Source organism: Bacillus sp. EA-CB0995, assembly GCF_055814245.1.
The window spans coordinates 307,564-332,525 of the sequence record NZ_CP169269.1 but is presented as its reverse complement, the minus strand read 5'-3'; the positions used below and the strand labels follow the sequence as shown (position 1 = coordinate 332,525).

At 37.0% G+C, this 24,962-nt stretch carries 21 protein-coding genes, 2 pseudogenes and 1 riboswitch; of the genes and pseudogenes, 4 read left to right on the top strand and 19 right to left on the bottom strand.

The features are described 5' to 3' along the window. Nucleotides 1–7 precede the first annotated feature (7 nt). From ACEWFJ_RS01825 to ACEWFJ_RS01810, 4 genes and pseudogenes are all read right to left on the bottom strand, one after another. On the bottom strand, nucleotides 8–1,000 hold the full coding sequence (locus ACEWFJ_RS01825) for an ABC transporter permease (RefSeq protein WP_473690141.1): 993 nt from the start codon (nucleotides 998–1,000) through the stop codon (nucleotides 8–10). Beyond that, nucleotides 993–1,909, bottom strand: a pseudogene (locus ACEWFJ_RS01820) (ABC transporter ATP-binding protein). Before ACEWFJ_RS01820 ends, ACEWFJ_RS01825 begins: the two are co-directional and overlap by 8 nt. Beyond that, entirely contained in the window at nucleotides 1,906–2,715 is an 810-nt protein-coding gene (locus tag ACEWFJ_RS01815; RefSeq protein ID WP_473690140.1) for an SGNH/GDSL hydrolase family protein, read from the bottom strand. The pseudogene ACEWFJ_RS01820 and the gene ACEWFJ_RS01815 overlap by 4 nt, the downstream one beginning before the upstream one ends. Before the next feature lie 128 nt (nucleotides 2,716–2,843). After that, the gene (locus ACEWFJ_RS01810) at nucleotides 2,844–3,821 is read right to left on the bottom strand and encodes a LacI family DNA-binding transcriptional regulator (protein ID WP_473690139.1); all 978 of its coding nucleotides are present in this window, start codon (nucleotides 3,819–3,821) and stop codon (nucleotides 2,844–2,846) included. A gap of 130 nt (nucleotides 3,822–3,951) precedes the next feature. On the opposite strand from ACEWFJ_RS01810, the gene ACEWFJ_RS01805 reads away from it, so the two are divergent. Beyond that, complete coding sequence (locus ACEWFJ_RS01805) at nucleotides 3,952–4,575, top strand: YczE/YyaS/YitT family protein (protein ID WP_473692306.1); 624 nt, start codon at nucleotides 3,952–3,954, stop codon at nucleotides 4,573–4,575. A 3-nt stretch (nucleotides 4,576–4,578) separates the two neighbouring features. Here the strand turns inward: ACEWFJ_RS01805 and thrB are convergent, their stop codons facing one another. From thrB to ACEWFJ_RS01780, 5 genes are all read right to left on the bottom strand, one after another. Continuing rightward, nucleotides 4,579–5,502, bottom strand: a complete 924-nt coding sequence (gene thrB, locus ACEWFJ_RS01800) for a homoserine kinase (protein WP_473690138.1) — start codon at nucleotides 5,500–5,502, stop codon at nucleotides 4,579–4,581. Further along, a complete protein-coding gene (thrC, locus tag ACEWFJ_RS01795) occupies nucleotides 5,499–6,557 on the bottom strand; it encodes a threonine synthase (protein ID WP_473690137.1) in 1,059 nt (352 codons plus the stop codon). The genes thrB and thrC overlap by 4 nt, the downstream gene beginning before the upstream one ends. Next, nucleotides 6,557–7,852 (bottom strand): homoserine dehydrogenase, encoded by a 1,296-nt coding sequence (locus tag ACEWFJ_RS01790; protein WP_473690136.1) that lies wholly within the window; start codon nucleotides 7,850–7,852, stop codon nucleotides 6,557–6,559. The genes thrC and ACEWFJ_RS01790 overlap by 1 nt, the downstream gene beginning before the upstream one ends. Before the next feature lie 141 nt (nucleotides 7,853–7,993). Beyond that, on the bottom strand, nucleotides 7,994–8,899 hold the full coding sequence (gene metA / locus ACEWFJ_RS01785) for a homoserine O-acetyltransferase MetA (protein ID WP_473690135.1): 906 nt from the start codon (nucleotides 8,897–8,899) through the stop codon (nucleotides 7,994–7,996). Beyond that, complete coding sequence (locus ACEWFJ_RS01780) at nucleotides 8,880–10,175, bottom strand: bifunctional O-acetylhomoserine aminocarboxypropyltransferase/cysteine synthase (protein WP_473690134.1); 1,296 nt, start codon at nucleotides 10,173–10,175, stop codon at nucleotides 8,880–8,882. The genes metA and ACEWFJ_RS01780 overlap by 20 nt, the downstream gene beginning before the upstream one ends. 91 nt (nucleotides 10,176–10,266) lie before the next feature. Beyond that, a riboswitch (SAM riboswitch) is annotated at nucleotides 10,267–10,370 on the bottom strand. 413 nt (nucleotides 10,371–10,783) lie between these two features. Between ACEWFJ_RS01780 and ACEWFJ_RS01775 the strand changes: the two genes are divergently transcribed. Next, a complete protein-coding gene (locus ACEWFJ_RS01775; protein ID WP_473690133.1) occupies nucleotides 10,784–12,034 on the top strand; it encodes a chloride channel protein in 1,251 nt (416 codons plus the stop codon). Nucleotides 12,035–12,337: 303 nt separating this feature from the next. Here the strand turns inward: ACEWFJ_RS01775 and ACEWFJ_RS01770 are convergent, their stop codons facing one another. Beyond that, nucleotides 12,338–12,469 carry a hypothetical protein gene (locus tag ACEWFJ_RS01770; RefSeq protein ID WP_473692656.1) on the bottom strand — a complete coding sequence of 44 codons (132 nt, stop codon included), beginning with the start codon at nucleotides 12,467–12,469 and terminating at the stop codon, nucleotides 12,338–12,340. 128 nt (nucleotides 12,470–12,597) lie between these two features. On the opposite strand from ACEWFJ_RS01770, the gene pdxK reads away from it, so the two are divergent. Then, nucleotides 12,598–13,422 carry a pyridoxine/pyridoxal/pyridoxamine kinase gene (gene pdxK, locus ACEWFJ_RS01765; RefSeq protein ID WP_098310101.1) on the top strand — a complete coding sequence of 275 codons (825 nt, stop codon included), beginning with the start codon at nucleotides 12,598–12,600 and terminating at the stop codon, nucleotides 13,420–13,422. Nucleotides 13,423–13,612: 190 nt separating this feature from the next. On the opposite strand, the pseudogene ACEWFJ_RS01760 reads toward pdxK, so the two are convergent. The 8 genes and pseudogenes from ACEWFJ_RS01760 to ACEWFJ_RS01725 all read right to left on the bottom strand — a co-directional run. Continuing rightward, nucleotides 13,613–13,825: pseudogene (locus tag ACEWFJ_RS01760) on the bottom strand (GGDEF domain-containing protein); the annotation flags it as partial. Between the two features lie 193 nt (nucleotides 13,826–14,018). Further along, nucleotides 14,019–14,222, bottom strand: coding sequence for a YbdD/YjiX family protein (locus ACEWFJ_RS01755; RefSeq protein WP_473690132.1), 204 nt, complete (start codon nucleotides 14,220–14,222; stop codon nucleotides 14,019–14,021). After that, nucleotides 14,215–16,290 (bottom strand): carbon starvation CstA family protein, encoded by a 2,076-nt coding sequence (locus ACEWFJ_RS01750; protein WP_473690131.1) that lies wholly within the window; start codon nucleotides 16,288–16,290, stop codon nucleotides 14,215–14,217. Before ACEWFJ_RS01750 ends, ACEWFJ_RS01755 begins: the two co-directional genes overlap by 8 nt. Before the next feature lie 122 nt (nucleotides 16,291–16,412). After that, nucleotides 16,413–17,129, bottom strand: a complete 717-nt coding sequence (locus tag ACEWFJ_RS01745) for a LytR/AlgR family response regulator transcription factor (protein ID WP_473690130.1) — start codon at nucleotides 17,127–17,129, stop codon at nucleotides 16,413–16,415. Nucleotides 17,130–17,284: 155 nt separating this feature from the next. Beyond that, nucleotides 17,285–18,484 carry an MFS transporter gene (locus tag ACEWFJ_RS01740; RefSeq protein WP_473690129.1) on the bottom strand — a complete coding sequence of 400 codons (1,200 nt, stop codon included), beginning with the start codon at nucleotides 18,482–18,484 and terminating at the stop codon, nucleotides 17,285–17,287. A 214-nt stretch (nucleotides 18,485–18,698) separates the two neighbouring features. Beyond that, entirely contained in the window at nucleotides 18,699–19,439 is a 741-nt protein-coding gene (locus tag ACEWFJ_RS01735; protein ID WP_473690128.1) for a WecB/TagA/CpsF family glycosyltransferase, read from the bottom strand. 142 nt (nucleotides 19,440–19,581) lie between these two features. After that, a complete protein-coding gene (locus ACEWFJ_RS01730) occupies nucleotides 19,582–20,685 on the bottom strand; it encodes a glycosyltransferase (protein ID WP_473690127.1) in 1,104 nt (367 codons plus the stop codon). Between the two features lie 87 nt (nucleotides 20,686–20,772). After that, nucleotides 20,773–22,140 (bottom strand): O-antigen ligase family protein, encoded by a 1,368-nt coding sequence (locus ACEWFJ_RS01725; protein WP_473690126.1) that lies wholly within the window; start codon nucleotides 22,138–22,140, stop codon nucleotides 20,773–20,775. A 322-nt stretch (nucleotides 22,141–22,462) separates the two neighbouring features. Here ACEWFJ_RS01725 and ACEWFJ_RS01720 point away from each other — a divergent pair, with 322 nt between their 5' ends. After that, nucleotides 22,463–23,095 carry a trimeric intracellular cation channel family protein gene (locus tag ACEWFJ_RS01720; RefSeq protein WP_473690125.1) on the top strand — a complete coding sequence of 211 codons (633 nt, stop codon included), beginning with the start codon at nucleotides 22,463–22,465 and terminating at the stop codon, nucleotides 23,093–23,095. Nucleotides 23,096–23,383: 288 nt separating this feature from the next. Here ACEWFJ_RS01720 and ACEWFJ_RS01715 read toward each other — a convergent pair whose 3' ends face one another. Continuing rightward, the gene (locus ACEWFJ_RS01715; protein WP_473690124.1) at nucleotides 23,384–24,259 is read right to left on the bottom strand and encodes a glycosyltransferase family 39 protein; all 876 of its coding nucleotides are present in this window, start codon (nucleotides 24,257–24,259) and stop codon (nucleotides 23,384–23,386) included. Between the last annotated feature and the right edge of the window lie 703 nt (nucleotides 24,260–24,962).

The window sequence follows — 24,962 nt, the reverse complement described above, 5'->3', positions numbered from 1 at the left end:
TATCGTATTAATTGACCATATCTTGTTTTGTAAATACTGCAAAAGCAATAATAAGCGATGCAACTGCCCATATTGTTAGATTAAGTAATGAAAAGCTCATTGATAATCCTGGCAGTGCTGGTAACTGTCCTGATAAATAATCCGTTAACGATAAATTGACACTAAAAATATATTTTGCGCCTTCCCAAGACGTTGCAAAATTATTTAAGATATTTCCAGCAATTAACGCTGCCAGCATAACTCCCATACCAGCTGGCGTATTGCGAATCAGCACAGAAACCATAAATGAGATTGTACCGACGACAACCGCTACAAACCAAGCAAGTCCGTAAGCCATAACAATGTATTGCCACTGCGGAATAAGATGAACAAAGTTTGTGTTTAACGCATCCTTCTCAGCGATGAACCCTGTCAGCACCGGCAAATTCCACCCTGAATAGCCAAATACGATTCCTGATATTACGTAAGAAAGAACACCAACAAACAATAAAATGAGCGAAATAAACAATACCATCGTCACGTATTTACTTAAAAGAATTTTCCAGCGCCGAATCGGCCTAGTAAGGAGCATTTTCATCGTTCCATCACTTCGTTCTCCCGACACGATATCAATTGCTACAATCATGACGAGAAGCGGAATAAATAACGTAATTCCTTGTTCAATAAATGCGCGTACAAATGTTGGTGCTCCTGGGGCACGTGGATTAATATTATGATCTAAATAATATTGTTGCTGTTCCACGTTTACCTTTAACCATTTCTTAAATTCTTCCGGCAGACGCGAATTATTTAAGCGGTTTTGCGAATCAACAATTTGCTGCTGCAATGAAACTTTCCAATCACTCGTACCAAGACGTTTTATAGTCGTCTGCACTTCCCGATACTGTGCATAAACAAAAATTGGAATTAAAATTGCCAAGATGAGCATGACTACTACAATGCGTTTCTTTCGATATATTTTCTCCGCCTCATTATAGACGAGGTTCGCAAATTCACGCATGTTGCTCCCCCTTTGTCAGTTCCATAAATAAATCTTCCAACGTAAATACAATCTCTTTTACACTATGAACGTCTACATCATGCTCTACTAATTTCTTATTATAAAAACTTACACGTTCTTCATTCATACGGCACAATAATCGTCCTTCTTCTACTACAAGTTCTGTCACTTCACCAGATTCTTCAAGCAAAGCCTTTGCTTTTTCAAGCGGTGTCACAACCCACTCCACACGGCCACTCGCTTGCTTCACTAATTCTTCAACCCTTGCTACCGTAATCACTTTTCCTTTATTAATAATCGCAACACGGTCACAAATCATTTGCACTTCACTTAACAAATGGCTGGAGATGAATACGCTAATGTTTTCCTCTTTCACAAGCGTATGCACAAATTCACGAAGTTCTCGAATACCAGCTGGATCAAGTCCGTTCGTCGGTTCATCTAATATAAGGAGTTTCGGGTTCCCGAGAAGAGCTTGTGCAATCCCAAGGCGTTGTTTCATTCCAAGTGAATATGTTTTCACCTTATCGTGAATGCGTTCATCAAGATGTACCATTTTTGCAATTTCTATAATACGCTCATCAGAAATCCCGCCCAGCATGCGAGCAAATTGCTTTAAATTCTCAAAGCCAGTCAAATATGTATACAATTCAGGGTTTTCAACGATACTCCCAATTTGCCTCATCGCCCCGCGAAAATCTTCTTTTATATCATAACCACCGATTGAAATTGTTCCCTCTGTTGCTTGAATAAGACCGACAAGCATACGAATCGTTGTTGTTTTCCCCGCTCCGTTTGGCCCCAAAAACCAAATACTTCTCCTTGTTGTATATCAAACGACACATTTTCAACAAGCGTTTTTTTCTTAATTACTTTTTTTAAATTTCGTGCAGATAGTACCGTCGTCATTTCTCTTCACCCCCAGTAAGCTTTAATTTACTCACAACATTTTGTAATAACCGGTCCGCTATGAATGTATAGCCTGTTTCATTCGGGTGAAAGTGATCAGAATATAATAAATCCTTACCACGATTTTGGAACATATCAAATGTCGGGACAACATATACGTTTGGATAATCGAGTGCAATTTTTTCTAATGACGCATTCCAATCAATAACAATTGGAGACGAGCCTTTCAGCTCTTCTACATCTTCAAATGGATTATACAAACCAATCCAGAAAATTGGGCTGTTTGGATTTAATTGCCGCAGCTTGGATAAAATTTGCTTAGCATTATTTTGAAATGTTACTGTATCAGGGCGATACGTCGTTAAATCAAGATTCCCCAGCGATTCCCATCCTGGAAATAAGTCATTTCCTCCAATTGTCAAAACAAGCACATCAGCTTGCTTAATTGCATACCCGGCGCCGCTGCTTTCCATTTGTTTCAGTAAATCAGGCATTTTTGCACCGCTCACCGCCAAATTTGTAAGCGCTACCTTTTGTTTGTATTTCGTTTGCAATTCATTCTTCATACGTCCAATATATCCAATGCCTTCTTTATCTCCAACACCGCGCGTTAAAGAATCACCTAAACTAACAATTTGTAACGTTCCTTTTTGTTGTTTCCCTTTTGCTTCTTTTGGCACAGCGGGAGTTAACTTAGAGACTTTCGGATTTAGAACATCATTTACACCGGCAATAAAGCCGTAAGCAAATAAACAAAAAGATGCCAGTGTAACAAATAAAATAGCTTTCACAAATTTCGATCTCATCCTAAAACCCCTTTATCCCCTTATAGATTGACCATATTATACCAAATGGAAATTCGAAAAGCGATTTTCATCAACCTATGAAAAAAGCACAATCATTTTAATCCAGATTGTGCTTTTCACTTTATTCCTTATGTTGTAAGTCTTTCCGTTAATTTCGCAAATAACTCAATTCTTTTTACTTCTTTTTCTCTACTCGTAATTTGGTCATGCAAAATTGTAAATGCACCTGCACCAACCTCTACACTCGAATGAGCAATTGTTGTAATATCTAGTATCTCTGCAACTTGCTGATCATCACAACCAATAATCGTGATATCACCTGGAATAGAAAGGCCGCTTTTTTGAGCGGCTGTTACAATACCAGCTGCAATATGATTACAAGATACAAGAAGGGCGGTTGGACGCTCTTTCATATGAAGCAGTGATTGAACAACACGTTTCCCGTCCTCTATTGTAAAGCAATCTACAAACTCCCACTCCTCTTTCGGCATAACATGGATAGATGATAGAGCGTCCAAGTACGCTTGCTTTCGATTTTGACTGTTGAAACTATTACTTCGTCCAACGCAGTAACCAATTCGTTTATGTCCCTTTTCTATTAAATATTCCATTCCTAGCGCAAACGTTTTGTAATGATCAATATGAATGCTGGAAATTGTACTTGATACTGTATCTTCACACGTCACAATTGGACCAAATTTTGCGTACTTTTCAATCTCCTGGCAAGCATTGATTTTCGAACATATAATGACCCCGTCTAACTTTTTCATCTTTAACATATTCAAAATTTCTATTTCTTTATCCGCGCTATAACCCGTTTGGCAGAGCATCATATTGTAATTATGTTTTGCGGCCTCCCTGGAAATGCCTTCTATAATTGCACTGTAATATTGATTGTTTGCAAAAGGAAGGAGAACACCAATAACATTCGTTTTCCCTCTTACTAAATGGATAGCATTCGAATTTTGCGTGTAATTTAACTTTTCGATAATTGCTAATATCTCTTTTCGTTTTTGCTCATTTACATACGGATGATTATTTAAAACGCGTGAAACGGTAGAAATTGAGACACCTGCCATTTCTGCGATTTTTTTTATATTTGGCATAATAAAATCCTCCTTCCCACCATTCATATTATCGCATATAAAAAAATTTTAGAAATGTACCCCTTGACCTGGTAAGCTTTTCACATTATATCCTTTGCTAGCAAGCTTATTAAGAAAGGATTTGTGTTTCATTATGAAAATTAAGCTAGAGTATATCTTTTTTATAGGTGGATTACTGTTACTCTCTCTCGGTATAAATATGATGACAACGATTACTTCATTTGGTCTTAGTCCGTATGATTCGCTTTTCATTGCTTTATATCAAAACTTTGGTTTAAGCATCGGATCTTGGATATTTATTATTAATCTTATCTTTACCCTTATCGTACTGTCTATGAACCGAAAGCAGATTACATTTGGTACAATCATGACAATGATTTTAATCTCTGTTTTTGTTGATATGATTGGTTCAGTTACATTTATAATGGATGGCATTCGAGCTCTTCCAAAGTATATAACACTTATATGCGGAAATTTATTTGTTGGAGCAGGAATTGGTATTTATGTTTCATCACAGCTTGGTACTGCACCGCAAGAAGCGTTTGTTTTAACAATCTCTGAAAAGACAAAGTGGTCCTTTCGGAAAACAGAAATTTCTCTAGCTTGTCTATTTTTAACCGGTAGTTTCATGCTAGACGGCCCCATTTATTTCGGTACCATTATTCTATCTTTTACAACAGGCTGGATCATTCAAGCATTTATTCAAATCGGCACAACAGTATTACAAGGTTGTCGTACGAAAGAAGCCCATTGAAAGCTATATACTTTCAATGGGCTTTTGTTGTTCGTATATAATATGAACTCCTTCGTTTACAACTTGAAGCGTTTCTACTACGCAATGACTAAAAATAGATTGCAGCCATACTTTCACTTCGTTAGCACTTCCTTTTTTCACATAACAAAGCACAGTTGGCCCGGCACCGCTTAAGGAAACACCATATACATTCTCATGCTCTAATTCATGAAGTTTTTGTAATTCAGGAACAAGCTGCTTACGGTGCGGTTCATGAAACATATCCTGTTTCATCATTTCTCCAGCAAGCACCCAATCCTCTTTACATAAAGCTGCTACAAGTACATTGGCAACACCGCTGCCGCGAATGCCGTCCATATACGATAACTTACTCGGAAGCACGTCTCTTGAATGAACTGTTTTGAGTTCATATGAAGGAATAACTGCAACAAGTTCTACGTCATGAATGGGCTGTGACAAAAATGCAATATCTTTTCCATCATACGTTCCTATTATAAGTCCACCATATAACGCAGCTCCAACATTATCGATATGTCCTTCTATTTCCGTTGCAATCAATAGCTTTTCTCTGCTAGATAAATGCAAATCACAGAGCTGATCGGCAAGTTCAATCCCAGCAATAATTGCCGAGGCACTGCTTCCAAGTCCTCTTGCTAATGGAATATCACTATCGAGATAGAGACTACAATATGGAAGCTCCTTATTATAACGAGCGGCTATTCCCCTAGCAGTCTCAATCAGTAAATTATTCTCATCTTCTGGAACACCTTGAAGAAGTGGTGTTTTGGCCTTGCACTCCCATCTGTAATGCGAAAATACATCTACCGTTAAATATTTACTTACCGCAAGACCAATTGAATCAAAGCCAGGCCCAAGATTTGCTGTACTGGCAGGCACACGAATTGTAAACATGGGAGCCGCCTTCATCGCAGGACAGCTCCTTGAATGTGTTCAAACACAACCTTTTCATCATTTGGCAAAACAAGCGGCTGAATTTTTTTCGTATCAATTGCAATATTAGGATCTTTCAAACCATTTCCTGTTAAAACAGCAACGATTTTACTTCCTTTTGTTATTTCTCCTGTTTGTACTTGCTTATAAATACCAGCAAGCGACGCACAAGAAGCAGGCTCTGCAAAAATCCCTTCATACTTAGCAAGCCATTCATATGCCTGAAGAATTTCTGCATCTGTTACCTCATCAATTTTTCCATTTGAATCACGGGCAGCTGCAACGGCTTTATCCCAGCTTGCAGGGTTACCGATGCGTATTGCAGTGGCAACTGTCTCAGGATCTTCAATTTTATATCCGCGTACAATCGCTGCCGCTCCTTCCGCTTCAAAGCCGCGCATTTCCGGTAAACCCGTACTATGCTTTTCGTTATACTCTGTAAACCCTTTCCAGTATGCTGTAATATTGCCCGCATTCCCAACTGGAATGGCTAAAATATCAGGCGCTTTTCCAAGTGCATCACAAATTTCAAATGCTGCTGTTTTTTGCCCTTCAATGCGATACGGATTCACTGAATTCACAAGTGTAATGGGCGATGAGTCGCTCAGCTTCCGCACCATTTGCAGAGCATGGTCAAAGTTCCCGTCAATACTAATAATCTCAGCTCCGTACATCACTGCCTGAGCCAACTTACCGTATGCAATTTTTCCGTTCGGAATCATAACAATACAAGATAAACCTGCGCGCGCTGCATAAGCAGCCGCAGACGCAGATGTATTTCCTGTTGAAGCACAAATAACCGTTTTGCTGCCAGCTTCCTTTGCCTTCGCTACTGCCATAACCATCCCGCGATCTTTAAAGGAACCAGTCGGGTTTGCCCCTTCTACTTTCGCATAAACAGAAACACCCCATTTTTCTGAAAGGTTTTCTAATAAAACAAGTGGTGTATTTCCTTCTGATAACGAAAGAGCCGGCGTCTGATTAGTAATCGGTAAATATTCTTTATAAGCAGCAAGTAGTCCGTTCCACATTAGCGAGCATCTCCTTCAATACGGTAATTCGCTTTCACGCAAGCCACTTCTTCATACGTTTCTAGCGTTTCTAGAATATACGCATAATCTGCAAGGGATGCGCGGTGTGTAACGATGACAATCTCAGCTGCTCCTTTCTCTTGTAATGGCATTTGAATAATCTTTTCGAAGCTTACGCCGCGTTCAGAGAACAGAGATGTGATTTTTGCAAACACACCTACCTCATCTTTCACATGAAGACGTAGAAACTTCTTCACATAAATTTCGTCTTCCTCTTTTAACACTTTCTCATATTGCGGAGTCACAGCACTATTCCCTGTTACACCGAGGCGTACATTTTTCATAACCGCAACTAAGTCAGATACAACAGCTGTTGCTGTTGGTAAACTTCCTGCACCTGGTCCGTAAAACATTGTTTCTCCTACCGCTTCGCCGTATACATATACGGCATTATATTCATTTTGAACAGATGCAAGCGGGTGCGCATTTGGCAGCAGTGTTGGTTCTACTGTCACCTCTAACTTCTCACCATCACGCTTCGCTACGCCGATTAACTTAATTGTATAGCCTAAGCTCTTACTATATGTAATATCCTCCTCCGTAATGGATGTAATCCCTTTTACATTCACATCATGAAGTTCTACATTTGTAGAAAAGCCTAGTGTCGCTAAGATCGTCATCTTTCGAGCCGCATCTAACCCTTCAACGTCCGATGTTGGATCTGCTTCTGCAAATCCCAATTGCTGTGCTTCATTTAACACGTCTTCGTATGCTCTCCCTTCGTCAGACATTTTTGTCAAAATAAAATTCGTTGTTCCGTTCACAATCCCCATCATTTTCGTAATCCGATCAGAAGAGAGACCTTCCACAATGCTTCTCAAAATCGGAATACCGCCTGCTACACTTGCTTCATAAAACAAATCAGCTTGATTTGCTTTTGCCACAGTAAGAAGTTCTGCACCGTGAAGTGCCATTAAATCTTTATTTGCTGTTACAACATGCTTTCCGTTTTGCAGCGCTTGTAAAATATATGCTTTCGCATCTTCTACACCGCCCATCACCTCAATAACAACGTCAACATCTGGATTATTTATAATTTCATCTGGATTTTTCGTTAACAATGTAGGGGTTAATTGGACCTCACGTTCTTTTTCTATGTTTTGTACTAACACTTTTGCTACTTTGACAGGACAACCGATTTGATGCGCTAAACGATCTTGATGATCTTCAATAATACGCACCACACCGCTTCCTACAGTTCCAAGACCTAATAAGCCGACTCGAATTTCGTTCATAATATTGTCCACCCCTCTAAAAATTGTATTTAGGTGCCATTATATAAGGTAAAATTCAAAAAAACAATATATTTGGAACATTCCGAATAATAAAAGGCACTCCTTACAAAGAAAACGCTACCAAGTGTTATATATTTTCCTTTACAAAATATAAGGGGTTTCTTGATATACATAGTAATTTAGCCAATTTGAAAATAGTAGATTCCCATGGCTACGCCATTTTACCACTGGCTTTTCCAATGGATTGTCATGCCTAAAATAATTTTTTGGAATAGCAATATCGAGCCCCTTTTGGTGATCACGCTCATATTCTTGCTTTAACGTCTCGCAGCTGTATTCACTATGGCCAAGAACGAAAATATGCTTTTCGTCTTTACTCATAACGAGATGAACACCAGCTTCTTCAGATGTCGCTAACACATCAAGTTCCTGCACGCTTTGAATATCAGATGCACGGACTTCTGTATGACGAGAATGCGGTGCAAAAAAGCTTTCATCAAAACCGCGTAACAATTTCACATGCTCCTGCTTCACTTCATGCTCAAACACACCAAACATCTTTTGCTGAAGCGGATATTTCGGAACACCATAGTGATAATACAACCCCGCTTGTGCCCCCCAACAAACGTGAAGCGTCGATGTAACATGCTTCTTCGAATAGTCCATAATTTGCTTCAATTCTTCCCAATAATCTACCTCTTCAAAAGGAAGTGTTTCAACCGGAGCGCCAGTAATAATCAATCCGTCAAATTTTGCTCCTTCAATATCCCGAAATGTTTTATAGAAGCTTGTTAAATGCTCCTGCGCCACATTTCTTGATGTATGAGATTCCATATGCAGTAAATGTACATCGAGCTGCAGCGGTGTATTTCCAATTAAACGAAGCAACTGCGTTTCAGTTTCTTGCTTTGTTGGCATTAAATTTAAAATAGCAATCTTCAAAGCACGGATATCTTGTGTTTCTGCTCGTTCTTTCGTCATCACGAAAATATTTTCATTTTGTAATACTTTACGAGCGGGTAAATCTTTAGCAATGATGATCGGCATACTGTTTTCCTCCAGAAAGGGCTTCTGCTAAATCAGCAATAATATCCGCCGCATCTTCAATACCAACCGATAACCGAATTAAATCAGGCGTTACACCCGCCAGATGCTGCTGCTCTTCAGTAAGCTGACGATGCGTTGTGCTTGCAGGATGAATCACACAAGTTCTTGCATCTGCCACATGCGTCACCAATGCTGCGAGCTTCACACTTGCAATAAACTCCTTAGCGGATTCAATACCACCTTTTACTCCAAACGTTAAAACACCACTCGCACCTTTCGGTAAATATTTTTGTGCCAATGCATAATTTTCATTACCTTGAAGTCCTGGATAATTGACCCACTCAACGCGTTCGTGCTGAGATAGCCACTGTGCAACAGTTAGTGCGTTTTGACTATGACGCTCCATACGAAGATGCAGTGTCTCTAAGCCAATATTACTCATATACGCATTGAATGGACTCATACAATTTCCATAGTCTCTTAATAACTGCACACGAGCTTTCACAATGTATGCCGCCTGCCCAAATTTTTGCACGTAACTCACACCATGATAACTTGGATCTGGTTCAACGAATTCAGGAAACTTACTCCAATCGAAATTACCGCCATCAATGACAATACCGCCAAGTGAACTTGCATGACCATCGATGTATTTCGTTGTAGAATGAACGACAATGTTTGCACCATGTTCAAATGCATGGCATAAATACGGCGTAGCTAGCGTATTGTCGACGATAAATGGTACCTCAAGCTCTTTTGCCGCATCAGAAAGCTCTTTAAAGTTAAGAACATTCATCGCTGGATTTCCAAGCGATTCTGCATACACAAGCTTTGTTTTCTCATTTGCGAGAGCAACAATTTCATCAGCGGCTAAGTTTGGATTAAAGAAAGTAACCTCAATGCCCAGCTTCCGCAGACTAACTGCAAATAAATTAAATGTACCGCCGTATACTGTTGATGAGCAAAGCAGGTGATCGCCGCTGCCGCAAATATTTAATACCGCTAACATAATTGCAGCTTGCCCAGATGCAGTTGCAACCGCACCAACTCCGCCTTCTAACTCCGTCAGCTTCTGCTCAAATGCTGCAAGCGTTGGGTTACCAATACGGGTATAAATATAACCTTCTGCCTCTAAATTAAAAAGAGCTGCTAAATCGTCAGATGTATCGTATTTATACGTCGTGCTTTGATAAAGCGGCAAAACACGCGGTTCACCATTTTTCGGCGTATAACCACCTTGCACACAAATTGTGCCTTTTCCCCTTGCATCACTCATTCCTCAATCCCCTTTCTTTCTTAACATAAAAAAACTGCTTCTTTCCTAAATAAGAAAGAAGCAGCTTAGATAAACGCTCGACATGTAGCCTTTCTTATCGTTCAGGAAATACCTGCAGGATTTGGCACAATTCCGTTTTACGGCTGTTGCCAAGGTTTCGTAGGGCCCGGTCCCTCCACCTATTCTTGATAAGACTTATGCAATTACCGTTGATTTTATAGCAAATATTTCCTAGTGTCAATTATTTTTCTGAATCTTTGTAAAAATAACAACAATCCGTTTGTTCATTCTCAAACTTTAAGTTATATTAAAAAAACATTGATATTCTATACTAAAAACAAAAAAAACGTTTCAAAAACTTTACTTACTATGTAAAATTAAAGAGTTATACTTAATTTTAGCAAGCATCAAAATATATGTATAAACATGATTAAAATTATGACTAGTTCAGAGTTTCATACAATAATAATGCTGATTTTTGTAATATACTTTGAATAAGTAGCTCTTTAAAAAGGATAATATCCATATTGAATGAGTTACCCAATTATTTTCGTATCAGAATCTCTAACTTTTTCATAATAGGATATAACATAAAGGAGGCATAAAAAATGGCTACTAGGAGAAACATGCACTATTTACTCATCATGTACGGTTTATTTCTAGGTGCTATAGTTGGTGCTATAGTCTGGTTATTTTTAGTCGTCACAAATGCTGGAATTCAGTTTGTTTGGGAATATTTACCTAAAGAATTTGGATCACCCTCTTATTACACAATTTGTGTAACAGTAATTGGCGGTGTTCTTGTCGGACTGACACAGAAGTATTTCGGTACATACCCCCGTTTAATGCCAGAGACCATGGCTGAATATCAGAAAACAGGTAGAATTGAGTACCATTTTGTGCATAAAGCTACGTTAACAGCTGTTATTGTTTTAGTATTTGGCGCAAGCTTAGGACCGGAAGCAGCACTTGTTGGGATTATAGGTGGACTTTGTACGTGGGTTGGTGATCGCTTTAAATTTACTTTAAAAGGAATGCACGAACTAACAGAATTTGGGATTGGCGCTGCTTTAAGTGTTATTTTTAATGCACCGCTATTCGGTTATTTAGCTCCAAGAGAACATGAAGATACACAACTCACTGAAGCTTTTAGAGGGAAAAAGACTATCGTATATCTCGCTACTACTTTTGCTGGTTTTTCTGTATATTTATTGCTTAGTCAGTTTGATAATCGAGGATCCTTTATTGTTAATTTTGGAGAAGGATCTTTTGCACTCCATGAATGGATTGCCTTTCTCCCTCTTATTTTTATAGGTGTCGGGGTAGGATACTGTTATTTCCAATTAGAACATATATTAGAAAAAATAGTACATCCTTTTCAAGAATATAAGCTAACATTAGCGATTATAGGCGGTATCCTTTTAGGGATTGCAGGAACTATACTTCCGTATACACTGTTTTCAGGAGAACACCAATTAAAAGACTTAGTAAATGAATGGACAGGAATATCATTTGGGATACTGGCTCTTTCAGGGATTTTAAAGTTGTGTATAACCGCGGTTTGTTTAACTACAGGTTGGCGTGGCGGACATATTTTTCCAATTGTATTTTCTGGTGCAAGTATTGGATATGCTATAGCAACTCTCATACCGTCATTAGATCCAGTTGCTTGTGTAGCTATTGTAACGACAGCCATTTCAAGCTATGCAGTACGAAAACCAATCGCTATGACATTATTATTACTCATGTTCTTCCCAATTAATTTATTGTTACCAATGATTGGAGCTGCAATGATCGGTAATGTATTTCCACTTCCGAATCATAATAAGAATGAACAAGAAGAACTAGTACAAAAATAAAATAGTAAAATAAAGTGAAACTCCCAGCAGTGGGAGTTTTTCTTCATCCCTCGATAATAAAAAATCCACTCAAAAGTAGCGGGATAAAGTGAAACTTTAATCAGTGGGGGTTTTCTTCATCCCCCACTGATTATTAGCCCTCACCAATCGGGCTTTTACGGGCAGTTATCCCCCACCTATCTTCTTCGCCTTTCTCTGAATCTTGAGGTGGGGCTTACTGCCCGCGAATAGCGGGATAAAAAAACAGTACCAGCACTTTTATAGTGTTTGTACTGCTCTATTAAATGGCGTTTGTTTTGTTAATTAGCACGCACTTGCTACTTTAACAGCTTTTTCAAGACCTGCTGCAATAATTTCTTCTGCTGTTAAATCAAATCCTTTACCAGCCTTAAATGTGCCGTTAATCATATCTACTCCTACATACAATATTTTCATTTCTCATTGTATCAAATTCAGTCTCTTCTAAAACATGCAAGTAACTTTTTCACTTTGTACTTATTCATAACATTGATATAATGGATAAAAATGTAGTTTTCATTATATCACTTGAGGGGGCTTTCACAATGACATTAAACAAAGCACTTACAATTGCTGGATCTGATACAAGCGGCGGCGCTGGTATGCAAGCAGACTTAAAAACATTCCAAGAGCTTGGGGTATATGGTATGACAGCTCTTACAACAATTGTAACAATGGATCCACATAACGGTTGGGCACATAATGTGTTCCCAATTCCAGCGTCTACATTGAAACCACAATTAGAAACGACAATTGAAGGCGTTGGCGTTGATGCCTTAAAAACAGGTATGCTTGGATCTGTTGAAATTATTGAACTTGTTGCTGAAACAATTGAGAAACATAATCTACAAAACGTAGTAGTAGACCCTGTTATGGTATGTAAAGGGGCAGATGAGGCGCTTCACCCAGAAACGAACGAATGCTTACGCGATGTGCTTGTTCCAAAAGCATTGATTGTAACACCAAATTTATTTGAAGCGTATCAACTAAGCGGTGTAAAAATTAACTCACTTGAAGATATGAAGCAAGCTGCTGAAAAAATCCATGCTTTAGGTACAAAATATGTACTTATTAAAGGCGGCAGCAAGCTAGGAACAGAAAAAGCAATCGATTTATTATACGATGGAGAAACATTTGAAATTTTAGAATCTGAAAAAATTGAAACAACATACACACACGGTGCAGGTTGTACATATGCTGCTGCAATTACAGCAGAGTTAGCAAAAGGAAAATCTGTAAAAGAAGCTGTGCAAGTAGCAAAAGAGTTTATTACAGCTGCAATTCACCACTCATTCAAACTAAACGAATATGTGGGTCCAACTCATCACGGTGCATATCGTAAATTTGGAGCTGGAAAAGAACTTGTATAAAGTGAAACTTCAATCAATGGTAGGGGTCTTACTGCCCGCGAATAGCGGGATTAAAATTAAAAAATAAAGTCGTCCATACGTGACGACTTTATTTTTCATGAAACAGCACTCACTTGATTTCTTCTATTTCGTTGGAAGAGTATAATGCCTCATCTGCAAGTTGAATAAATTGCTGCAGTGAGTCTACATAGATTGAAGCACCTACTGAATAATTCGTTAACAATAAACGTACAATTAAAATAATGATGGAAGCTAATATAACAGAAAGATAGCGTAAATCTAGCATCGCATCCTCAATATGGACACCAAACTTCATAAGCAGAACACCTAAAGTTCCCATTACAATACCAACAAAAATAAAAGAAAGAATAACAGTTGTATTAACAACTAGATTATCTAGCATAAAAATATACCTGGTCTTTTTACAACTTGAAAACTCACATGAAAGTTCCATCCCTATCCATTTTGTACCCCTTTTCCTATTTATTTTTGTATATTATCCCCCTACAATTCCCAAACTTTTCTTTATATGTTTCACGTGAAACTTTAAAACATAAAAAAAGAGCGAGATATCGCCCTTTTTTACTATATTCTCTCTAACAGCATCTCGAAATTTTACCGCCCTTCGCATTAAATCTTGCTTCTTGCGCTTCGGCAAAAAATTGTTTTCGAGATAATATAATTTCATTTGGATGTTTTTGTTCCATATGAGCAACATACTTCTCATAGCTAGGTACACCAACAAGCAAACTAATAAATTGTTTTCGGTATCTCCACATGCCTATCATTGTTTTAAGCATAGTGTTGTACCTCACTTTCATCGCGTGGAACATACGCCGCTTCTTTTAATGGAGTTGCTTTATTGTTCAATACTTGTATCCATATTCTAATAGACGATATCAGTACCGCGATTACAACAAGCATGAAAATTCCACAAAGCGTCGCATCAATATAATCATTAAAAATAATTTGTTTCATTTGTGCTACGTTTTTCGCCGGTGCTAATAGTTTCCCTTTATCTAGTGCACTTTGGAACACTTTTGCATGAGAGAGGAATCCAATTTTCGGATTTTCATGAAATAACTTTTGATAGCCAGCTGTCATTGTAACAATCAGTAACCACGTTGTCGGAATGAGTGTCACCCAAACATATGCCTTTTTTCCCATTTTAAACAAAACAGTCGTTCCAAGTAATAATGCAATCCCAGCTAACATTTGATTTGCGATTCCAAAGAGCGGCCATAGCGTATTGATACCGCCAAGCGGATCAATTACCCCTTGATATAAGAAATATCCCCATCCTAGAACACACAGCGTTGTTGCAACAATATTGGAAAGCATAGAATCTGTTTTTGCAAATGGTTTATAAACGTGCCCTAAAATGTCTTGAATCATAAATCGACCAACACGTGTTCCTGCATCAATAGTTGTTAAAATGAAGAGCGCTTCAAATAAAATTGCAAAGTGATACCAAAATGCCATTAATGCTTTTCCGCCAATTACTTGAGAGAAAATATGAGCCATCCCAATCGCGAACGTCGGTGCCCCACCTGTACGAGATAATATCGTTTGTTCTCCGACGTTTACAGCCAATTCTTTCAGCTCATTTGGCGTCACAGTAAACCCCCAAGAACTAATTACTTGTGCTGCCTGTGTTACATCCGTTCCAATGACTGCCGGAGGGCTATTAATTGCAAAGTATGTACCTGGCGTTAGTACACAAGCTGCAATCATTGCCATCGCTGCAACAAATGATTCCATAAGCATAGCACCGTAACCAATTGGCTGTGCATGTCCTTCCCTTTCTATCATTTTCGGGGTCGTACCAGAAGAAACAAGCGCATGGAAGCCAGATACAGCTCCGCAAGCAATTGTAATAAATAAGAACGGGAATAAATTCCCTGCAAATACTGGACCCGTTCCATCAATAAATTGTGAAACTGCCGGCATTTGTAAATCTGGTGCAACAATCACAATACCGAGCGCTAAACCAACAATTGTTCCAATCTTTAAAAACGTACTTAAATAATCACGCGGTGCAAGTAATAGCCAAACAGGTAATGCAGAAGCAATAAATCCATAAATGGTAAGCATAATTGCAATTGTTTCACCTTTGAATGTAAACATAGTAGCAAGCGTTGGATTTTCTGCTACATACTGACCCGCTACAAGCGACAAAAGAAGTAAAATAATACCGATAACTGAACCTTCTCCAACACGGCCTGGGCGAATGTAACGCATATATACACCCATTAAAATTGCAATTGGAATTGTTGCTGCAATCGTAAACATTCCCCACGGGCTTCCTACGAGCGCTTTCACCACAACAAGAGCTAATACCGCTAATAAAATAATCATAATTCCCAAAATACCGATCATCGCAATAAAACCTGTTACTGGACCAATCTCTTCTTTAATCATTTCACCAAGCGACTTCCCGTTGCGACGCATAGACGCGAACAAAATCACAAAATCTTGTACAGCTCCGGCTAACACAACTCCAACAATAATCCAAAGCGTTCCTGGTAAATATCCCATCTGTGCAGCTAAGATTGGACCAACTAGCGGTCCAGCCCCAGCAATTGCCGCAAAGTGGTGCCCAAATAAAACCCATTTATTTGTCGGAACATAATCTTTCCCATCATTCAAAAGCTCTGCCGGTGTTTTTCGATTATCGTCCAATTCAAAAACTTTTCTGGAGATAAATCTACTATAAAAGCGATATGCAACAGCATATACGGAAACAGCGGCAACCAACAACCAAACTGCATTAATCGTTTCACCGCGAGATAACGCTAAAACAGCAAATCCTGCTGCTCCTAAAGCCGTAATCACACCCCAAAGTAAAATAGATTTCCATGCTTTCAACAAAAATCCCCCTAATGTTATGCCTTAGAGGGAATTGTACTAAATTTTCAGAATAGTTAAATATAATATTCCTTATGATGAATGTTTCCTATTTTAACATGTTTAAATTCGTCCACGACTTGTTACAACTCAATTTTATTTCGAAGCCGTTTTACATAATTTCGACTAACAGGTATCGGCTGGTTATCATACCTTTCCAAATATAAGTTATACGTTCCGTTATAATAAGGCTTTAATTCTCGCACATATATAACGTTAATAAGATAACTTTTATGAACACGTAAAAAATCGTATACCGCTAACTTACCTTCTAATTCTTGCAATGTATACGTTGAGATATATTGATTATTGATTGTGTAAATTGAAACTGTTTTATTTTCTTTATTCTTACTTATATATACAATATCGTCTGGAAGAATATATGTAATTCCTTCATGACATTCAATCGGGAGCTTTTGCAATCGATTCTTCTCTCGTGTTACTCTTTCTTGCTCGATACTATGCAATAAAAACTGCAAGTCTTCCTGCTTAAATGGTTGCAATAAGTAGTAAAAAGCGTGAAAACGAAATGATATAATTGCATCTTTCATGTCGTTTCCTGTAAATATAAACTTTGTATGTAATGTTAATTGGCGCAGCAAGCCTGCGACTTCAAAACCCGTTGCATCTGGTAATTGTGTATCTAAAAAAATAAAATCTGGCGTATACTTTTTCGCTATCTGTAGTGATTCCATTCCTGTTTCCGCTTCAAAACATTCCAAATTTTTTACATGTTCTTTGAAAAAATCTATTAATTGTCCTCTGTTTTCTTCTCGTTCATTTACGATTAAAATTTTCATGTCTGCCCAACCACCTAATCCTTTTGTCCATACGCCTTGTTGTATACATTCGCTTTTTTCGAAATAATCCCTTTTTATAAACCATTTTTCTATCAAATATACCATGTTTTTGTCAGAAAACAATGAAAAGGAAGCTTTACATAGCTTCCTTTTCATTATATTAATTCTTGTTGTTTTGTTTCTTTTCCAAGCATAAGTACAGCAAGGGCACCAATTACAATAGCTGTACAAAAGACCGTAAAGATAACAGAAAGAGAAACATGCGTGGCTACGAGATAACCAACTAATAATGGTCCTAAAATACCACCGATGCGGCCAAATGCCGCTGCCATCCCAGCTCCTGTACCACGAATAACTGTTGGATACTGCTCTGGCGTATACGCATATAACGCTCCCCAAGCTCCTAAATTAAAGAAAGATAGCAACATACCTGCGATCATTAACGTGAGAAGTGAATCTGCTTCCCCGAAGAAATATGCGCTGCATGCCGTTCCAAGTAAGTATGTGATCAACACAAACTTCCGGCCAAAGCGTTCAATAAACCAAGCAGCTGTAAAATAACCCGGAAGCTGCGCAAGTGTCATAATTAACACATATTGAAAGCTCTTAATTAAACTAAACCCTTTTAATACTAGTACACTTGGAAGCCAAAGGAACATTCCATAATAAGAAAATACAACACAAAACCATAAAATCCAGAGCATAGCAGTCGCTCTTCTGTAATCCCCAGACCAAACTGCCTTTATATTTGCAAATACAGATTGTTTTTGAGGTGCTTTTTGAAATTGTGGTGAATCTGGTAAACTCCAGCGTAAATATAGTGCATAAAAAGCTGGAATTGCACTTAAAACCATCGCTGTTTGCCAACCATATGTCGGAATAACAAAATATGAAATGAGAGCAGCAATTAACCACCCACCAGCCCAAAAGCTTTCTAATAAAACAACAATTTTACCACGTTCATGTGCGGCAACACTTTCAGATACAAGTGTTGATGCAACAGGTAATTCTCCTCCAAGTCCCATTCCAATAAGAAAACGAAGTATAAGAAATACAGTTAATGTTGTTGATAAAGCTGTTAAACCGCTACCAACAGAAAATAATAATAATGTAATAATAAAAACAGGTTTACGACCGATTTTATCTGCTAATATCCCAAATATAAGTGCTCCAACTGCCATTCCAATGGAGTTAATACTACCAATCCACCCCATCTGCTGTGCACTAAGCTGCCATTCTTTTTGTAAAGCAGCAATAATAAACGAAAGAAGCCCAACATCCATTGCATCAAATAGCCAACCAAGCCCAGCAATTCCGAGAAGCTTTCGATTCGAGATTTCTGTAACTTTCCCCACTAGAGGTCCTCCTTACAAAGCTGTCTTTACACTTCATTTTACATATGTATATTACATAAGTAAAATACTTTTTTAATTACGTACTAAAGAAGACAAACTACCTACGTAAACCTTATCTTTCCCATGAAAAAACACCTCATACATAGGTATTTTTTCATGTGGAAGGTGCGTTACGTATACAGACTTGCATAGAAAAAAAGGTAGCAAAATATCGCTACCTTTTCGACCGAACCACTTCTTTCAAAAATTCAACTAATACAAGTTGACGACGCCAGCGTGTTGGATTGCTGCATAAACGATAAAACCATTCTAAATGAATAGCTTGAATCCATTTCGGGGCACGCTTTACTTCTCCTGCCCAAACATCAAAACTTCCCCCAACACCAACAGCTATCTTTGTATTTAAACGATGTTTATTCTGCTGAATAAAATTTTCCTGTCTTGGGAATCCAAGTGCAACAAGCAAAATATCTGGCTGCGCTTCTTGAATACGCGCAATAATTTCTTCTTCCTGCTCTTGTTTAAAATATCCATCTTGTGTACCTACAATGGATAACGCTTCATATCTTTCTGTTAAAGTTTGAGCAGCTTTTTCTATAACGTGCGGCTTTGCTCCAAGTAAAAAGACAGATACCGATTTCTTCTCTTGTGATAATGTTTTAAATAAATCACTCATCAAATCAAAACCTGCTACACGCTCTTTTAACGGTGTACCTAGCATACCGCTTGCCTTTACTACGCCAATTCCATCCGGTGTAATAATATCTGCCTGAAGAAGCGTTTCATGGAATTTAGCATCTTTTTTTGCACACATCACAATTTCAGGGTTTGCCGTTACAACTTGGAATGTATTCTCTTGTTCCTTTTCTAGCTGCTGCATCATATATCGAATCGTTTCTTCCATTGTCATCGTTGAGAAGGGCACGCCTAAAATATCAATTGTTTGCACTGCCATATTTAAAATCCTCTCTATTTCAAATATCTTTTCTATTTCTATAAGGTTCAACTAACCATCAGTGAACTCTCTTCTCACTAATGGCTAGTTGAACCAATCGAGCTTTTACGGGTAGTCTAACTTCCCTAATTTAGTATAATAGTTACTCCGATAAAAGCTTTTCATACGCTTTATGCGTATCTTCATACACCTTTCGTAAAGAAAAGTGAGAAGACGCATGCATATATAAACGCTCACCCATTTCCGCCAATTCACCATTCTCCCATTTTCCATATGCTTCCTCTAATGCATGAGCAAGAGCCGAAGCATCGCCAGTCGGAATGATCCAGCCATATGTCTCATCGACAATGAGCTTTGACATATCACCAACATCTGTAGCAATAGAAGTTAAACGTTGATTTGCCGCTTCTAATAAAACAAGTGAGAAACTTTCACTATGTGATGTAAGTAAGTTAATATGTGCTGATGCATATAATTCTTTTACATCTTGACGATGTCCTAAAAATAGTACTTTATCTTCTATTCCTTTTTGTTTTACCATTTCTTTTAGCTCATTCTCAATCGGACCATCGCCAAGTAACAATACTTTTATATTTGGAATCTCCGTATTTTGTAATGCCTCAAATAATATTTCATGCCCTTTAACAGGGTGAAGACGCGCTACTTGAATCGCTGTAAATACGTCTTCTTGTATACCGAATTGCTCCTCTAGGTTATAAGGCTTTGCTGGTGTAAGATCATATTCAATACCATTATAGATTGTACAAATTTTATCCTCTGGTACACCTAGCTTTACCGTATTTCTCTTAAAACGTTCTGTAATTGCAAAAAACAAATCAATCTTCTTAAACGAACGTAAATTTAACTTTGTAAAAATCCATCCTTTTAAACCACGTTTCATAAAATCCAGCGTTGGATCACTGTGAACTGTTGTAACCCATTTGGCACTTATCTTTCTTTTTAATAGAGAAAGATAAAAGTTTGCTCTTGCTCCGTGTGTATGAACGATATCAAAACGTTCTTCATTAATAAAAGAACGTATTTTTGAGAGAATAGATATATCATAGCGAGATGATTGTGAAAACACGTGTACCTTTATCCCTAATGCTCTCGCTTCGCTTGCAATTGGACCTTCTTCAAATACTGCTAATTCTACTCCATCTTTCGGAAATTGCGACAAAAGTGAGATAATATGCGTTTTTCCGCCACCTGTTTCTGCTCCAGCATTCATATGTAACACTTTCATCTTTTTCTTCCTCCATCAATATATTTTTCCTTTGTTTTACTATAGCAAAAAATAAAAGCTAACATAATGCTAGCTTTTATTTTTCCATCATTCTATTTCTAAATCTACGATTAAATATGCCAATAATACAGCAAAGTAAATACTTACCCCTGGTGCCGTTAATACGTGACCTGCTGTAAAAGCAATTCCTAATGCTAACAAAAGACCCGCAGCTAACAACGCATACTTAACTGTAAACATATCACGAAACCTTGTTATAAATACCATTAGGATTCTCAAACCATAATACACAAATGGAATCATAAGGAAAATGAAACCGATAATTCCAAATGTGTAAAACCAATCATGGAAATCTCTTTCAATTAATTTTGGGGCATCTTTAAAGTTACCACCATACCCCATACCAAGTAACTTCTGAGACATAGGCGCTTGTTTATAAAAGTCTTTATACATCTGTGTAAATAATTCACGCCCACTGAAAATGAGAGATTGTGTCTCAGCCTGTTTCTCTTCTTCTTTCTCTTTTTTAATATCCTCTGGTGTAACAGGTTTATTCTGTTGTTTTTTCTCTCGTTGTACTTTTTCAAAAACTTGAACATGAATACTTGTATTTTTATATATTGGCGAGAACGGAAAATACCCCAATACTCCCACAAATATAACTGTTGCAATCAAACCATTTAACAAATATGGCTTTTTATTATGCTCTTTCCGTTGTAAAAATGCTTGTATAAAGCACATAAAAATAGCAATAGCAACTGTACAGAAAATAGCTCCCGCTCCTACTTTTGTACCAACTGCAAATAATGAAAATATTATTAAAAGAGACGGAATCCAAAAATAACTCTTTGCCAAGCTTGTTGTTTTTTCAATAGAATACAAAACAACAATTGGACATATTATTGCTAAAACCGATCCAAGTTCATTCCCTGCAAAAAACCAGCCACGTGAACCTTCTTTAAAATATTCATAACTATTAGAATCTGTTCCCGTTGCGATAGATACAACCATAACCACATTTATAATTAAAGCTGCATACGCTACATAATTTCTCATCTTTGTATGCATCGTTTCTTTCATCCTTAATGACTTAAATACTAGAATATAACAGCTTATCATGACAAATGGGTATAACGTCTTTGCGATAAACTTAATCTCTTCTCCTTGTAACATCGGATTCTTAATCATTTTATTATTTAAAAATCCTAATCCAAGGACAATTCCTAGTCCAAGTAAATATATAATATATTTTCGGTTTTCTCTAACACGGGCTTGCATGAGAATATAAATACCAGCAAGAGCCATAACAAAGAAACGCGATATCACTCCAACCGTTGCATCAATTTTGAGCACTAAAATACAAAATGATGTAAGCAAGTCTATAATTGGTTGTAATATAATAAAAATCAATAGAAAGCTCTCGAATTTATAACCTAAACTATTGTTATTTAACATCTTTGCCTCCGATAAATATTGTAAGTATCGTAACTCGTTCCAAATACTTATTATAGCATAAGTCCTCAATTGACTAAGTGGTATTTTAATTGAATACTAAAATCTTTAAAAACCTCATTTTTATCCCGCATTAACGGGCGGTAAGACCCCCACTGAGGGAAGTTTCACTTTATAATTTATTCACTCTCAAATAGCATTTTCAAACGCTTTCTTTCCTTATTCTTTCACTTTTTTTACATGTAGCGAAACAGTAATTGTTATTTTCATAACTTTAGTGTATATTCTTTCCTTGGAACATCTTTAGAAGGAAGGGATTGGAGCAATGTTTTTAATTGATGTATTTACATTTCTCGGTATTATCGCAGCTGCCATTTCTGGTACATTAGTAGGCTTGAAAAAAGAACTTGATTTATTTGGTGTCCTTTGTTTATCTGTAGCAACTGCACTTGGCGGCGGGATAATTCGCGATGTTATGATTGGAAACTTACCTCCAGTTGCATTTGTTCAACCCATTTACTTTTTCATTAGCATCTTAGCCGCATTATTTACTTGTATGTTTTTTGAAAGAATTCATAAATTACAAGTTGTTATTATGCTCTCAGACGCTGTTGGTTTAGGCGTATTTACTGCAATCGGTGCAAATGCAGCCATTACCCATCATATGACTGCTTCTTTCTTAGTTGTTTCTATGGGAGTAATTACAGGTATTGGCGGTGGAATTTTACGCGATATTTGTGCTCAAGATATCCCATATGTCTTTCGTAAAGAAATTTATGCAATTGCCTCCATTCTAGGTGCAATTAGCTTTCTTATTACGTATGAAATGGGATCACACGTATTAGCTTTCTATATTTGTTTACTTGTGACATTTACTATACGTGTTGTAACTTTTATCTATAATGTACATTTCCCAGTCTTTTTTAAGACACATGCAAAAATGAATAAAAGTCATTGATCTATTTTCATACAAAAGAGAATTCTTGGAAGAATTCTCTTTCTTTATGTTATTAGAATCACTTAAATTAAATATAACAATTTAAAGGAAAATTAAAAGCTATAATAAATGAAATGCCAAACATTGTAAACGTTTTATAAGGTAAAACTTCTATCAACAAGGGATTCCGCCTTTAAATTTTGAGGTAGGAGCTTATTGTCTAGAGATAGCAGGATAAATATATACAGGGGGAACAATCATGCTAAGCATTTTTAAAGATGAAAAAAGAATCCTACTTAGAGGATTCTTTTATTTTTTAAAAAACAGCTTTTGACAATATTGATATACTATATATATCCCATAGCTTTGTAATATCAATAAACTAGGGACTAGTATGCCATCATATACAATACGCATATCCATAAATCTTGTAAATAAATAGCCTCCTATAATGAATAGAAGCAGCATATAACTTTCATTTCCCGGTTTTTGAAATAGAAGATGTAACATAGCAATTGCTGCAAATATTGTAATCATTATATATATAAGGTACCCACCCTTTATAAGAGTGTTTTGTATTCCTTGTTTCTGAAATTCCCCTAAACTCATTTGAATAGAGGTAAACTGATCCATCTCTATTGCTTTCAACTTTTTATTTATAAAATCCACAGTATACTCTTTTTTCTCTTTCTTCTCTTGTTCTGTTGTTTTTTCATTTCCTCCTACTAATACAGATTGAACATACTGATCATTTGTAAATGTATATTGTAAACTACTTGATTTTGCCAACGCGTAACTTACTCCGTAATGGACACCATAAAATATAACGCATACACCTACTATTTTAAAAAGCATTTTTTTTCGTTCTGCACTTTGCAAAACTTCCACCACTACAAGGTACATAACAAGGACTATAATCAAGAATAAACCTAATGGACGAATCATATTACTAAAAGCAAATAAAGCAGCAGCCACTCCCCACATATACGAGTGACTTAAACCTTTATGTATAAGTAAGTAACATGCAAAATAAAATAAACATGTTGCTAAATGTTCATTCGTTAACACGGAACAAAGTACAATATTAGGAATATACAAAGCATACAACATAGCTGCAATTCGGCCGCATTCTTCATGAAATAGCGTAGAAGCAAGCTTGTAAATAAAAAAGCTGTAGCCCCGCAATATAAGATATTACATATCTTTAATACAAACATTGCATCTCCAAAAAGACGAATAAAAAAGGATTCATACATAATAAAAGGTAATTGTACAAGATTTTCTAGTTCGCTAAAACTAGTATTTCCTTGCCCAATTTGCTTAGCGGCCTCATATATCATCTTCGCGTTACCTTCAAGTGGGGCTCCCATCGACACAATTGATAGAAAGCGAAGTACCACAGTACTCGAAATAAGAAAAAGAATAAATTGTTTACTCGTAAATCGATATTGTAAAATAGATGTAGCCAGCAAAATTAAAATGATACAAACACCTAACACAATCACTAAACTAGAAGAGTTTATATCAAAAATATTGCTTACCTCTTCAAAAGAATACCAAAATGAATATAAAAAAAGAGGAACATGAGTCCAACTACTATCTTGTTAAAAAAAGAATGAAAGCCTATCTGTACATTACTCATAATTCTATTGCATTGCACCTCTTTTTCTCTTTGTTAAAGGATATCTATTCCCTTTAACTTTATATTTTTGACAAAATGATTTTATCATGAATAAAAGGAGTGCTGGTAGCTTATTTCTATGACAAAGCTAGTAACATCACATATTCTCCTTGCAATGTAAGCGAAATCTCTTTTACACTACAATCTATACGGAGTGAAACTTCTGTTCATTATTATAAATAATGAACAGAACAAATCGAGTTCTTA